Source organism: Bacillus sp. IBL03825, from assembly GCF_024712505.1.
GTDB lineage: Bacteria > Bacillota > Bacilli > Bacillales > Bacillaceae_G > Bacillus_A > Bacillus_A wiedmannii.
In genome coordinates this window covers 2,033,423-2,046,387 of sequence record NZ_JAMXKE010000001.1, presented here as the reverse complement: position 1 = coordinate 2,046,387, position 12,965 = coordinate 2,033,423, and the positions used below count along the sequence as shown (strand labels likewise).

12 protein-coding genes and 2 pseudogenes are annotated in these 12,965 nt (G+C 34.4%); 5 read left to right on the top strand and 9 right to left on the bottom strand.

Annotated elements, in window-relative coordinates; all coding sequences use genetic code 11:
• Nucleotides 1-64: 64 nt before the first annotated feature.
• Genes NHG49_RS10625 through NHG49_RS10615 form a run of 3 tightly spaced genes read left to right on the top strand, consistent with a single transcriptional unit; the run spans nucleotide 65 to nucleotide 2,560 of the window.
• Complete coding sequence (locus NHG49_RS10625) at nucleotides 65-943, top strand: nitrate reductase (protein WP_088047474.1); 879 nt, start codon at nucleotides 65-67, stop codon at nucleotides 941-943.
• A 23-nt stretch (nucleotides 944-966) separates the two neighbouring features.
• On the top strand, nucleotides 967-1,854 hold the full coding sequence (locus tag NHG49_RS10620; RefSeq protein ID WP_064473999.1) for a GNAT family N-acetyltransferase: 888 nt from the start codon (nucleotides 967-969) through the stop codon (nucleotides 1,852-1,854).
• Nucleotides 1,847-2,560 carry a class I SAM-dependent methyltransferase gene (locus NHG49_RS10615; RefSeq protein WP_064474000.1) on the top strand — a complete coding sequence of 238 codons (714 nt, stop codon included), beginning with the start codon at nucleotides 1,847-1,849 and terminating at the stop codon, nucleotides 2,558-2,560. The genes NHG49_RS10620 and NHG49_RS10615 overlap by 8 nt, the downstream gene beginning before the upstream one ends.
• A 20-nt stretch (nucleotides 2,561-2,580) precedes the next feature.
• Here NHG49_RS10615 and alr read toward each other — a convergent pair whose 3' ends face one another.
• Nucleotides 2,581-3,756: an alanine racemase gene (gene alr, locus NHG49_RS10610; protein ID WP_064474005.1), complete on the bottom strand. Its 1,176-nt coding sequence runs from the start codon at nucleotides 3,754-3,756 to the stop codon at nucleotides 2,581-2,583.
• Nucleotides 3,757-3,927: 171 nt separating this feature from the next.
• Here alr and NHG49_RS10605 point away from each other — a divergent pair, with 171 nt between their 5' ends.
• The gene (locus tag NHG49_RS10605; RefSeq protein ID WP_064474001.1) at nucleotides 3,928-4,389 is read left to right on the top strand and encodes a DinB family protein; all 462 of its coding nucleotides are present in this window, start codon (nucleotides 3,928-3,930) and stop codon (nucleotides 4,387-4,389) included.
• 24 nt (nucleotides 4,390-4,413) lie between these two features.
• Here NHG49_RS10605 and NHG49_RS10600 read toward each other — a convergent pair whose 3' ends face one another.
• From NHG49_RS10600 to NHG49_RS10565, 8 genes and pseudogenes are all read right to left on the bottom strand, one after another.
• Complete coding sequence (locus NHG49_RS10600) at nucleotides 4,414-5,613, bottom strand: MFS transporter (RefSeq protein ID WP_064474006.1); 1,200 nt, start codon at nucleotides 5,611-5,613, stop codon at nucleotides 4,414-4,416.
• A 171-nt stretch (nucleotides 5,614-5,784) separates the two neighbouring features.
• Nucleotides 5,785-6,330 carry a MarR family winged helix-turn-helix transcriptional regulator gene (locus NHG49_RS10595; protein ID WP_064474002.1) on the bottom strand — a complete coding sequence of 182 codons (546 nt, stop codon included), beginning with the start codon at nucleotides 6,328-6,330 and terminating at the stop codon, nucleotides 5,785-5,787.
• Between the two features lie 142 nt (nucleotides 6,331-6,472).
• Entirely contained in the window at nucleotides 6,473-7,255 is a 783-nt protein-coding gene (locus NHG49_RS10590) for a Cof-type HAD-IIB family hydrolase (protein WP_098110841.1), read from the bottom strand.
• A 6-nt stretch (nucleotides 7,256-7,261) separates the two neighbouring features.
• Nucleotides 7,262-7,762, bottom strand: a pseudogene (locus tag NHG49_RS10585) (histidine phosphatase family protein); the annotation flags it as partial.
• A gap of 141 nt (nucleotides 7,763-7,903) precedes the next feature.
• Nucleotides 7,904-9,034, bottom strand: a complete 1,131-nt coding sequence (locus NHG49_RS10580; protein ID WP_103654984.1) for an RNA-guided endonuclease InsQ/TnpB family protein — start codon at nucleotides 9,032-9,034, stop codon at nucleotides 7,904-7,906.
• Nucleotides 9,035-9,674: 640 nt separating this feature from the next.
• Nucleotides 9,675-9,797, bottom strand: a pseudogene (locus NHG49_RS10575) (histidine phosphatase family protein); the annotation flags it as partial.
• 234 nt (nucleotides 9,798-10,031) lie between these two features.
• The gene (locus tag NHG49_RS10570) at nucleotides 10,032-11,003 is read right to left on the bottom strand and encodes an SPFH domain-containing protein (RefSeq protein ID WP_000257391.1); all 972 of its coding nucleotides are present in this window, start codon (nucleotides 11,001-11,003) and stop codon (nucleotides 10,032-10,034) included.
• A gap of 2 nt (nucleotides 11,004-11,005) precedes the next feature.
• On the bottom strand, nucleotides 11,006-11,434 hold the full coding sequence (locus NHG49_RS10565; protein ID WP_064474166.1) for an NfeD family protein: 429 nt from the start codon (nucleotides 11,432-11,434) through the stop codon (nucleotides 11,006-11,008).
• Nucleotides 11,435-11,710: 276 nt separating this feature from the next.
• Between NHG49_RS10565 and NHG49_RS10560 the strand changes: the two genes are divergently transcribed.
• Nucleotides 11,711-12,928 (top strand): MFS transporter, encoded by a 1,218-nt coding sequence (locus NHG49_RS10560; RefSeq protein ID WP_064474167.1) that lies wholly within the window; start codon nucleotides 11,711-11,713, stop codon nucleotides 12,926-12,928.
• Nucleotides 12,929-12,965: the final 37 nt, after the last annotated feature.

The window sequence follows — 12,965 nt, the reverse complement described above, 5'->3', positions numbered from 1 at the left end:
TCCACTTGGAACATATTCTGTTATATAATGAATTTATAGAATTTACAGAAAAAGGAGCGTTTTTATGCTACAACAACTATTCACTTCACCTATTTTATCTGTCCAAACTTTACACCCAGGTTATGAAGACCATGCAAGCGATGTGTTTCTTGTTAAAACAGCAGCTGAAGAAGTTATTGTTCGTTCCTCAAAAATAACGGAAGAGCCAAACAATGATTTTTGGTGGGGATGTAAAAACCTATTTGGAATTGACCCAAGGAACGTACATCATTTAGAAGCTGTACATACATTGTTGCTAGCACATACTAATCTTCCTATCCCCGCAATATTAGAAAAACATATTTTAAATGGTCGTGAGTTCGTTGTAGCCGAAAAGTTAGTAGGTAACACAGTTCAATCTTTTATCGGGCAACCAGATTCTATTTTATTCAATCTAGGAAAAGGGCTTGCAGAAATACATAAATTTAAAACCGATTACATAGGAAATGTACCAGGCTCATTTCAAGTTACACTAGATGAATTCCAATCACACATTTTGAATGTGAGTAAAGAGATTGTGAATATGTTTTATTCCGATAATGAAAGCATACAAAATGCATTTCCTACTTTTGAATCACAACTTTCTTCCTTACCAGCACCAAAGGAATCAACGCTCGTTTTAATTGATATGGACCCTACTCAGTTTTTATCAGATGGTACAACTATTACGGGATTAGTAGATACAGAAGCCTACGCAGTTGCTCCCCGGGAGTTTGATTTTATCGGCTTAGAATATATATTTACTGAAAAAGAGGCTCATGCTTTTAAACAAGGTTACGAAACCATTATGCCCATTCCCCGTCTTGAAGAATGTAGACATCCCTATCGATATTTGTACCGATTATTATCTGTTCAGGGCAGCGTGGAGTTAGAAAAGTGGCTAAGTCATCCAGTCTATTTTTAAATACGAATGAGAGGGATTATGAAATGAATATTGAACAAAAGAAATCTTTAACAGCAAATGCAATTCAGCAAATGAAAGATTTAGCTCATATTTGCGGGGAATACGATCAAATTGATTATTCGTCACATTTACATATAAACTTTTTAACTGCTCGTACTAATGAAGAGATAAATGATTTTCTACTTTATGACGATACTCAATTAATCGGTTCATTAAGTATGTATGACTTTGAAAGACCGACAAAACTGGAGTTAATAGGGTTTGTTCATCCGAACTATAGGAAACAACATATAGGCACTACTCTTTTACAAGCTGCAATAAAAGAAATACGAATAAGAGAGGCAGATGAAGCTCTTCTTATTACGAATGGAGATTCTATTTCCGGGAAAGAATTTGCAAAACATATGAAGTTACCTTATTTATATAGTGAATATAGTATGGAGTTCAAAACAAAAGAAGTACAAAAAACACCAAAGCATACTATACAGCTTACTCTTGCCTCTTCAGAATCACTTCTTGATCTTATTGAAATTTCCAGTAAAGCTTTTGGAGATTCAGCAGAAAATACCGCTATATGGTTACAAAAAATGATGAATTTACCTTCCCATCAAGTTTACAGTGCCCTTATCGACGAAAAAGTGATAGGAACGATTACGGTTTCTGAGCAAGAACAATCTACTACACTATCAGGATTCGCCGTTCATCCTTCTTATCAAGGTAAAGGATATGGTAAAGATATTCTTAGTTATATGGTACATACCCTTATTACAAAAGGAGTTTCAACAATTGAATTAGACGTCGAAACGAAAAATAACAATGCTTTAAAACTATATACACAATGTGGTTTTGAAATGAAAACGAAGCATGACTATTATAATGTAATGAATCTTGAGGTGAATACATATGTGTAAAAAACTAATTTATTCTGATTATGATATTTTCGCATCCATTTATAATAAACATTGGGGGCATTATGCTGAACACTCCTATCTACTTTTGGAAAAAATCGTTTTACAATATGCACCACCACATTCTCATATTTTAGATCTTTGCTGCGGGACTGGTCACCTTACTAAGAAATTAATTGATAATACTTTTGTAGTAACTGGTATAGATGGTTCTGCTCAAATGATTGAATACGCACGTCAAAACGCGCCGGATGCAACCTTTATCGTCGATGATGCTCGTTATTTCAATATAAATGAGCAATTTCACTATGTTATCTCTACTGGCGATAGCTTAAACCATATTTTAAAATTAGATGAATTAATAAATGTTTTTCGTAATGTTTACTCCGTATTACATAGCAAAGGTACATTTGTATTTGATATGAATATGGAGAAAGGTTTTCTTGAAAATTGGATTGCTTCATTTCATATTTCAGTGGAAGAATATGTATGTACGATTGATTCTACCTATGATAACGAAAATAAAAAAGCAGAAATGAACTTTATACTATTTCAACATGACATAGATAATACTTGGACAAGAAGTGACTTTTCTTTTGAGGAAGCTTGTTATTCCGATGAAGAAATAATTTCTTCGTTGGAATCTGTAGGTTTTAAGAACATTCAATTACACGGTACAAATAGAGCATTTTTCATTTGTCAAAAATAAAAAAACTGAATCATAACGATTCAGTTTTTTCTTAGTATATTTACGACAGCAGCCGTTTCATTATTTTCTTTATAAACACGCGGGATTCTTCTGTCTAACATACATGTAACTTCATAGTTAATTGTACCTAACATATCCGCTACTTCTTCTACCGCAATTTCTTCTTCACCTTGTTTACCGTAGAATACTACTTCGTCCCCAACTTGTACTGGCATTGCTTTTGAAACGTCTAACATGAGCTGATCCATACAAACACGGCCAATAACAGGTAATCGAACTCCATTTATTAATGCATGCCCTTTATTAGATAACTGACGATTATAGCCATCAGCATAACCAATCGGTACAGTTGCAATCCATTCTTCACCAGTCGTTACATACGTATTCCCATAACTTACACCGCGATTCTTCTTCGCATGTTTAATATGAGCTACTTTTGATTTTAACGACAACGCAGGCTGTAAAGAAACGACTGCATGATCTACCTCTTTTGAAGGATACATTCCATATATTCCAATACCTACACGAACCATATTTTGAAATGTATTGCTAAGCTCCATTGAACCTGCACTATTTGAACTATGAATATATGGAATATGAATTCCTAATTCTTTTGCTGCATTGACCGCTTTCTCAAATAAACTTGTTTGCATATTCGTATATGATTTATCAATTTCATCTGCCGTAGAGTAATGTGTAAACATTCCTACTACCTCTACATACTCCATACGGTTTAATTCTTCTAAAAATGGTTTAACCTCTTCTTCTTGTAAACCGATACGACTCATTCCTGTATCAATTTTCACCTGAATTTGCGCTTTCTTTTGAAGACGGTTTGCGATTTCATTTATACCTTGTAAATCTTCACTTCTATAAACAGTCATCATAACGTCATATTGAATTGCCTCTTCCGCCGCTGCTACTGATGTATAACCTAAAATTAAAATCGGCACGTTAATTCCTGCTTCTCTTAACTCTATCGCTTCATCTACAAATGCAACTGCAAGCTGATTTATTCCTACTTCAATAGCAGCTTTCGCAACTTCAACCGCCCCGTGGCCATACCCATTTGCTTTTACAGCAGCCATCATTGCAATATTTTCATCATTCACACGCTTTTTAAATTCTTTTACATTATGTTTTACTGCATTTAAGTCAATTTCAATAATTGTATCTCTTCCATATTTCAAACTCATTGGTCTAACTCCTAACTCAATAATTGCATTCCATTCTATTTCACGTTTCATATGACCTTTTACAATATAATACTTTTCAATATGCTAGTCAAACTACTAGAATTTTCGGAATTTTGAGTATGATATAATACTCTTAAGAAACTATTATATACGGAGAAGAGGAGAATTACAATGTTTGTACAATCTGCCTTGCATCAACTACAAGTTGCTGTTGATACTTCTATTCAAATGCTTAACCAATATAATGAAGATAGTTTAAAAATACAACCCATTCACGCAAAGCGATCTGTATTTGAAATGTGTGCACATCTTTCTCTTATTTGCCATGCAGATTTACTCATTTTAAATGGTATTACAGAAAAACAACTACATACTTTCTATAAAGAACAAACACCCGAAACAATTACGCAAATGCAACAAACGATGATACAGGGCTACGATTTACTTTCTAAAACTTTTTTATCCTATTCCCAAGAAGAATTAGCAGAAGTTATGACTGCCTATTGGGGTGTTTCTTATTCTCGGTTTGAATGGTTACTTGAAATTCTCTCACATTTTTATCATCATCGTGGGCAAGTTCATATTTTATTGTGCGAGCATATGAAAGATCCTCGCATTCCTTTATTTGAGTGATTTTCCACTCATTCATTATCCAATTTACATATCATCAAATACACGTTCATTATTAATAAATAGAGAAGCAATAAATCCAATAAAAAGTAACATTCCTAATAAAATAAACGTTTGAGTATAACTTCCTATTTTCATAAGATAAATAGAAATGAGGGGTCCTATACTAGTACCTAAAAATAAAACAAAGGTATAGATAGAAACTGCTATTCCCCTTGCTTTCCCTCCTAATTGGCCGACAAGAGCAACTAAAGACGGAACGGATATAGCAATACCAATTACAAAACAAACACTCATTATGACTAGAAGAGGCAGATACGAAACAAAGCCCATTGCACTTAGACTAAAAATAGCGACCAGCAATCCACCTTGAAGAACTTTCCTTACTTCGAACCTCTTCGTTAAACGACCCGCAATTGGTGATAGAATCATACCAAATAACCCCGCTAAGCGAAAATAAAGGATTTGTTCTGTAGTTAAATTGTAAGTAGAAGAGCTCAAATAATTTCCTAAAACAGTGTACATATTAACAAAAGCCATCAATAAAACAAACGCAATCATATAACTCAATACTAAGCTTTTATGTGTAAAGACTTTGCCCATCTGTTTAAACGGTCCCAAAATATCAGTATAGGATTGAGATATCTCCCCTTTCGGAAGTGAAAAATGAACCCATACAGCAGTAATCATGTAGAGAACGCTAAGAAGAAAGAACACCATATGCCATCCAAAATGTTGACTAACAACCGTACTTATTACCTGACCTACAATTCCAGCTACTAAAAAACCGGTACTAACAAATCCTATTGTTGTAACCTTTTTTTCTACTGGAAATATTTCTACAACGTAAGCTAACGCTACCGGAGAAAATGTAGATGCTGCAATACCCTGTAAGCCCCTAAAAATAACAAGCCACAATATACTATCCACAAACCCTAAGGAAAACGAAATAATCGACAGAGCAAGTAATCCAATGAAGATCACTTTTTTTCGCCCATATTTATCAGAGATTGCCCCAAATAACAAGCAACCTATAGCAAAGCCAACAGAAAATATACTGCCTGTAGCTGCAGATTGCGCTAGTGAAACATTAAAAAGGTCTGAAAATAGTGCAATTAAAGGGATTGTTACATATAAGCTAGACATAACTACCATACCCGACCAACATAATACAACGGTCATTATTGTGTAATTCTTTTCACTATTTATTTTCTTTCCTATTGCCATCATAATATCACTCCCTTATTACGATTTTTTCTATTTAAAACCTCTAAAGTACGCTTACTTATTTTAATTACATCGTAAAAAGTATGATTGCCTCTAAAGTTAGCTAAACATATAATAAGGTATACTAATTATATTCCCAAATAAATAAGTTGACCCTTATAATCAACTTATTTACCTACCTTCACCTAATTTCACCTGCATATTTACTTGCATTTTATTTAATAGCTTCTCTAAAACTTGACGCTCTTCTTGATTAAAGTCATCAACTAACGAAGCGCAAGATAACCAAAAGGTTGGTAAAGAGTGCGTAACTAGCTCTTTTCCTTTCGGAGTAATTTTCACTTTTAGTCTTCTTCGATCTTCAGAATGATGGAATCTTACGATTAACTCTCGTTTCTCCATCCAATCTAATAAGCCAGTGACAGAAGCACGTGTTATCCCTAATCGACTCGCAATATCAGAAGGACTCATATTCACTTCTTCCCCATTTGATTCCATTTCACGCAAAATAAACAACAGTAAAAAATCTAATTTACTTTCCGATATACCAAGCGGAGCTAAATCTACATCAACAGCATCAAGAACATTATCAGACGTCCATAACATTAACAAACCAAGTTTTGCTGCGATTGGATCCGTATCCGCTGATGCTGTCTTTTTTATTAACTCTGTATACGGCCCAATCCCTAAAGGAAGAGAATCATTTTTTGAACCCATTTATCTTCACTCTCCTTTCCCTTAAATTAATTAGCTTACCTAACTACTTTTTCATTATACTCACATTTTTACTTTTATTGCAAGAATATTGTTAAACAAAAAATCCTGTCATGAAAACAGGATTTTTCAAACTGACTAGCTATTATTTTTCAATAATACGAAACTCCTTTAAGGCAAAGGAAATACCACCTTCACTCGCCTTCTTTGTAACGAAATCAGCTTTTGTTTTTAGTACTTCTCCGCCATTCCCCATCGCAATTCCTAATCCTACATATTGCAACATCTCAATATCGTTTCCACCATCACCAAAAGCAATTGCTTCTGATTTACAAATGTTTAAGTGATCCAATACTTTTTGAATTGCGGTGAGCTTCGATACTTTATTATCTTCCAATACATTTATGACATAACCATGAAAACGGTCGAATGTAAGCATTGGGTATTTTTCAATAAATTTTTGAGATTCTATTTCATCCGCATACAGACATAAACAATAGATCTCTTCAGACAAATCCTTGCTTTTTTCAGGGTACTCCCCTAAATTTAACGTCTCGCTAAGCGCTTGCATTACACGCTCATTATCTGAGGCTATTCCGTTCATTGTAAAACCCTCAGTAAAATAAGAAACGCCGTGACCATTTAATTCTGCAAACTCTGAGATATCATGAACGATTTCACTGGAAAGTACTGATTTATGTATAACTGTTTCCTCACACTTAATATGTGCACCATTTGCAGAAATAAATGTATGTATGCCTAGTTCCTTAAATTGCGAACATAAGCCATATGGTCCCCCTGTTGTAACAACTACGTGAATTCCTTTATCTATTAATCTTTGTATTGCTTCTTTTGTACTTTCGTGCATACTTCTATCAATCTCACTTAAAAGCGTACCGTCAACATCAAAAAACACTACTTTGTACATAGGTCTTTATATCCCGTCCAAATGATTCGTATCATTAATAAAATGCACCGTTTTTTGTTCACCATCAATTTCAATTAAGCTTATTCCCGTATCTCCCATTTTAAAATAATAATCCATTGAAATTGGCATTTTGAAAAACGCACGTAATAGACTATTTATTACACCACCGTGTGCAACGATTGCAATTCGGTCATATGTATTCTCTGTCACGATTTTAGAAAAGATTCCTTCTATTCTCATTCTAAATTCAATAAATGATTCCCCATTTTCAAAACGGTCATGAAGAAACTTTGGCTCTGGATATTTCTTTGCTTCTTCAAAAGATAAGCCTGCTTGCACTCCGTTATTAAACTCCATTAATTCCTCTTCTAGTTGAATTGGGCATCCAATTCCTTCAGCTAACGTTTCACCAGTTTCACGAGCACGCTTTAATGTACTTGCCCAAATGAAATCTGGTGGAAAATCTGCTTTCACTTTCTTTACAAGCCTTTGCACTTGCTGTCTTCCGATACGATAAACTTAACTAAATCTATACAATTCAATCAAATTTACACGAGTTAGTGCTTCATCGTGTTCTCGCAACCCCGAAGAGACGAGGGGTATAACACTCCACACGAGGCAGTATCGTTACCTCCTATTATCAAGCATTTATTTTACCCATCTTGATAAATTTATCGAAGCATTTAAATCTCTATCGTGGTGGCTATTGCACCCAACACAACACCACTCACGTATTTTTAAACTCCACTGTCCTTCTGGTTGAACTGAATGGTCGTATTTTACTCCGCAACATGAACAAATCTTGCTTGAGGCGAACCATTTATCAGCTTTTACATACTCAATGCCATACTTCTCGCACTTGTATGACAAACATTGAAAGAAGAAGTTTAATTTTTGAAATGAAAATGCTTTCGATAGTTTTTTGTTTTTTAACAGGTTTGAGATAGGTAAGTCTTCCACAACAATCCTCATTGGTTTGGTTTTCACCAATTTTGCTGTTGCTTGATGGATATGGTTATTTCGGATATTCGTAATTTTCCTAGATAACCGCAGGTGCTCAGCTTTCGCTTTTTCATATCCGGCAGATTGAATTTTTACACCTTTTTTAAATCTCCTAGACATATCTCTTTGTGCTAACTTTTTCCTTTTCAAAAGTTTTTTAACCTTAGCATCTTTATTTATATTTCGTTCTTTCGTACCATTAGAAGCTACACACAGCTCTTTTAAACCAACATCCACACCAATCGACTCATCGGTTAGTTCTTGTAATTCAAAGTCTTCTTGGAATCCTACACTAATCCACCAGTGACGACCATCAAAGGTAACTCTTGGATTGGATGGTTTTTTGTTTCTTGGTAGTTGTTGGCTTGTTTTCACTTTTCCAATAGACTGAATATGAACTACTTTCTTTCCTATAACCAGTCTTTCATAATTGGCATAAAATCCTTGGATTAAATCTTTTTTAGATTTATAAGAAGTGTGAGAACCATTTTTGTACTTTTTGAACGAATTTTTTCTCGCCGTATCAAAATCTTTTGAAGCCTGTTTAGGAACTTGTGCATTGATGTCTTTTAACCACTCATATCTCTTTCGCTTCTTGATCCTTGTAAATCGTTTCTGTAAAGCTAACTGTGAAACAGATTTTCCAAATAGCTTATAATATCTATCACTCATTCTTTTACAATAGTTATAAGCGAATCTTGCAGCACCAGCATGGTTTCTAAGCACTTTTTCTTGTTCAGGCGTTGGAATTAGTCTGACTTTCTTCGCCAATATCATCAGAATTTAACTCCTTTAATGAAAGATTTGTTCTTCTGAATAGTAGCGTGTTCCACCAGCATTCTCCTTAGACTACTCGGATGCAAACCTGTTAATTCTGATACTTGACTAACTCGTGAAAATTTCATTATTATTCTCACCTCATTGAACCTAACATAGCGCGTATGTTCGGTGTTTTCAATAAAGTTTGATAGATTCAATAAAATTTATCTTGTTCAACTAAGGGCGCAATTCCTTAGCCAGTTCTCTTATGAACTTCTCATGTTTTCACATGAGCGCAGACTATATGTTTATCTACTTAAAGATAGAGGATTTTTCCATCACCATAGGCTTGTGATGTACTCTCGTCAGTTATACGAGATAGTCGTTGAACGTTCATCTTATCCATTTTGACTTAGATGATTCGAGGCGGAAGACCCATTGTTCTAGTGTTTAGGATTTAACCTTGCACGATCTGATTGATTTTTTCTGCTTTCGCGACATTCACGCTCGCTATTTCTAGCCACGTTGTAGTTCAATCAGCTTTAGGGATTGCCCGCAGTTAACCCTCACTACTAGCCAATCACTTGACTAGCAGGGCTTACTGATATATTTAATTAACTTTCGTTATAATTGGTTAAATAAATCGTAACAGTTAGTTACCCTTTTCTGTTAATTCAAAGTCAGCTCGTCCTTCATGTACATGTAAAATATCTGCTTCGGATTCACCGTGACGTATTAATAATATTTGCACTTGTTTCCCACTCCCTTGTTTAATATCCACAAAATCCCATTATATCATATTTTAAATTTTCTTTAACAAAAATATATTACTTTGACAGTTTTTTAACCGTCTAGTAAACGTGTTATTCCACTTAACAATTCCAAACACTCTAAACTTATAATTCTTTGAAAAGTGACAAACAAAAAAGCCCTATCCATAATGGCAAAGGACTAATATTTTTTATCCTACTCAAAAATAAAAAGAGAAATGGCATCCCATTTCTCTTTTTCACTCTTATTGTTCTTTTGGTGTATCGGAAGAAGGCAATTTCTTCGCTTGTTTTTCTTTAAAGATTTCTCCAATTGCCCCGAGAGTACCAAGTGTTTCAATTGCATTAGACGGAATAAAGACTTTATTTGCTGGACCTTTTGCAACCTCAATCAATGATTCAAATGATTTATAGGCAAGTACGCGTTCATCTAAATCTGCTGCACGAAGTAATTCAATTCGATTTTGTTCTGCTTTTGCAATTTCCTCAATCGCTCTTGCTTCCCCTTGCGCTTCTAGTTCTTTTGCTTCCTTTATACCTTCAGCTTCTCGAATACGTGCTTCTTTATCCCCTTCAGCCATTAAGATTTTACTTTGCTTTTCACCTTCAGCACGAAGGACTTTATCTTGTTTTGCAGCTTCAGCTTCTAAAATGATCGCACGTTTATTACGTTCTGCTTTCATTTGTTTTTCCATCGATGCTTGCACATCTTTTGGCGGATTAATATCAACAACTTCAACACGCTCAATGCGAACGCCCCATTTTTCTGTTGCTTCATCAAGTGCTAAGCGAATTTCTGTTGAAATTTTTTCACGACCAGATAACGTTTCATCCAGTTCCATTTTACCAATGATTTGACGCATCGTTGCAGAAGTAATATTACGAACACCATATTCATAATTCGAAATACCATATGTCGCAAGTTCTGGTTCCACAATTTGATAGAAAATGATTGTATCAATTTCTACTTGTACATTATCTTTCGTAATTACCTTCTGTGGTGGTACATTCGTTTGTTGAATACGTAAGTCATGATATACACGAACACGGTCTACAATTGGTATTAATAAATTTAATCCCGGCTCCATAATACGCTGAAACTTACCAAATCTTTCAACGACTCCAACTTTTTGCTGTGGAATAATTTTAATTGTTAATGCAATAAATGTAACAACAATTAGTGCGAAAATAATCGTTAATGTTAATGCTACTGCCATATTTATTCACTCTCCTTCTTTACTTGTAATATAGTACTATGCCTCTTTATAACAATAACTTTTTCTCCAGCATCAATTGGATCATCTGCAATAGCTGTCCAAATATCTCCATCCACCTTCACAATACCATTCGCTTCTTTTGTAATCGCTTGCATAACAATGCCTTTTTTACCGACAAGCATATCTACTGTATCAGTAAAACCTTTTGCTTCTCGAAAGTTTTTTGAAATTCTTTTCGTAAAGAAAGTCAATGTTAAACTTACAATCGCACCAGCAACAACTTGTAACAGTAGTGCTTCAGGAGCAAACAAGGCAATTAGACCTCCGACAACAGCTCCAATTCCAAGCCAAAGCATGTAAAACGTAATCGACAACATTTCCGCAATAAATAAAATACCAGCTATTACAAACCAAATTACCCAAGCAGCCATATGCAACCCTCACTTTCTTTCTCATTTTCTATATGTATATGAAGAAAAGAATGGTTTATCCGCCCTTTCTTATACCGGGGCATTTACTACAAGCTATTGTACATATTCACTGTTATAAAAAGCATCAATAAAATACTATATTAATATATTCTTCATTATATATGAAAATCCCTTTCAAAAAGCGACAAAAAAATGAAATTCTTTCGAAAATTTAATTTTCAATTTATAATTATTTTAACTACTAAAATATTATTTTTTAGGAAAGTGGTGTGCTTGTTGCAAAGTCGTTCATTAACTTACTATTTAGGCTCTAAAATATGCATTACTCTCGCTGACATCGTATACATCATGATTATTACAACTCATATGTATATCACAACGAAATCAGCTACATTAACCGCTCTTTTTCCATTAGCACAAGTCATAACTAATCTTATAGCAAATACATCTGCACCACTTATAATGAATCGTTTTTCATCTTATTCATTACTTTTCACACTACAATGGACAAAAACTGTTCTATTATTTTTATTAATGATATTATTCCCGGCCCTTTCCTCAAACGTTGTAACACTATTCATTTTCATTTTTTTCATTTCTTTATGTAGCGGCTGGAGCGCACCGTTATTATACGGTATCCTTCCTCGCCTTACACGAAAAGAACAATTAGTAAAAGTAAATAGTATTTTTTCCTTTTCCACACAAATTGCGCAAGCCGCTGCTTATTCATTTACAAGTGTTATAGTTCTTCTTATCGATGCTACTTCTACACTCATGATGAATAACATTTTGATGATTTTTGGGTGTGTTGCACTACACCTTTCATTACGTTCCATACATACTGAACGAGTAATAGAGCCTTCTTCTTCAAAAGGCGCTGCTTTATTGGAAGGTTGGAGACTCTTATTTCAAAACCCGTCTCTCCGTATCGTTACATGTATGGACTTAATTGAAACTTTCGCAGGGACAATCTGGATCGGTGCTATTACAATGGCTTATGTAACGACTGTTCTTCATAAAGGAGAAGAATGGTGGGGATATATTAATACAAGTTATTATGTAGGGACGTTAATTGGCGGGATATTAGCATGGAAAATGAGTACATACATTCAAAACAATTTAATACGCTCCATGGCGATAGGCTCTCTTATGTTTAGTATTCTTACATTTTTATATGGTATGACAAGTAGCGGGTTTATTGCGCTTTTTCTATGCGTTCTAATGGGGCCATGTTATCAAATTAGAGATATTTCTCAAACGACAGTACTACAATCTAGTGTAGCCCCTACTTTATTATCAAAAATGTATACAGCTCATGGTGCAATCCTCTCGACAGCTTCTGGTCTTTCTATGCTTAGCGTTGGAATTATTACCGACCTGTTCGGTGTTCGTACTATTTATATTCTCGCTTCTTTCCTTATATTGTGCTCTGCTTGTTTATCATTTAACTTATTAAAATATGATAAAACAGAGAAAAAAGATATTTCACTTTAATGAACAAAATAAATAGGACAGGAATTCCTGTCCTATT

Coding starts and splice junctions, on each gene's coding strand:
- NHG49_RS10615 (WP_064474000.1), top strand. CDS start 1,847: ATGTGTAAAAAACTAATTTATTCTGATTATGATATTTTCGCATCCATT.
- NHG49_RS10620 (WP_064473999.1), top strand. CDS start 967: ATGAATATTGAACAAAAGAAATCTTTAACAGCAAATGCAATTCAGCAA.
- alr (WP_064474005.1), bottom strand. CDS start 3,756: ATGAGTTTGAAATATGGAAGAGATACAATTATTGAAATTGACTTAAAT.
- NHG49_RS10605 (WP_064474001.1), top strand. CDS start 3,928: ATGTTTGTACAATCTGCCTTGCATCAACTACAAGTTGCTGTTGATACT.
- NHG49_RS10600 (WP_064474006.1), bottom strand. CDS start 5,613: ATGGCAATAGGAAAGAAAATAAATAGTGAAAAGAATTACACAATAATG.
- NHG49_RS10570 (WP_000257391.1), bottom strand. CDS start 11,003: ATGGCAGTAGCATTAACATTAACGATTATTTTCGCACTAATTGTTGTT.
- NHG49_RS10580 (WP_103654984.1), bottom strand. CDS start 9,034: ATGATATTGGCGAAGAAAGTCAGACTAATTCCAACGCCTGAACAAGAA.
- NHG49_RS10590 (WP_098110841.1), bottom strand. CDS start 7,255: ATGTACAAAGTAGTGTTTTTTGATGTTGACGGTACGCTTTTAAGTGAG.
- NHG49_RS10595 (WP_064474002.1), bottom strand. CDS start 6,330: ATGGGTTCAAAAAATGATTCTCTTCCTTTAGGGATTGGGCCGTATACA.
- NHG49_RS10565 (WP_064474166.1), bottom strand. CDS start 11,434: ATGGCTGCTTGGGTAATTTGGTTTGTAATAGCTGGTATTTTATTTATT.
- NHG49_RS10625 (WP_088047474.1), top strand. CDS start 65: ATGCTACAACAACTATTCACTTCACCTATTTTATCTGTCCAAACTTTA.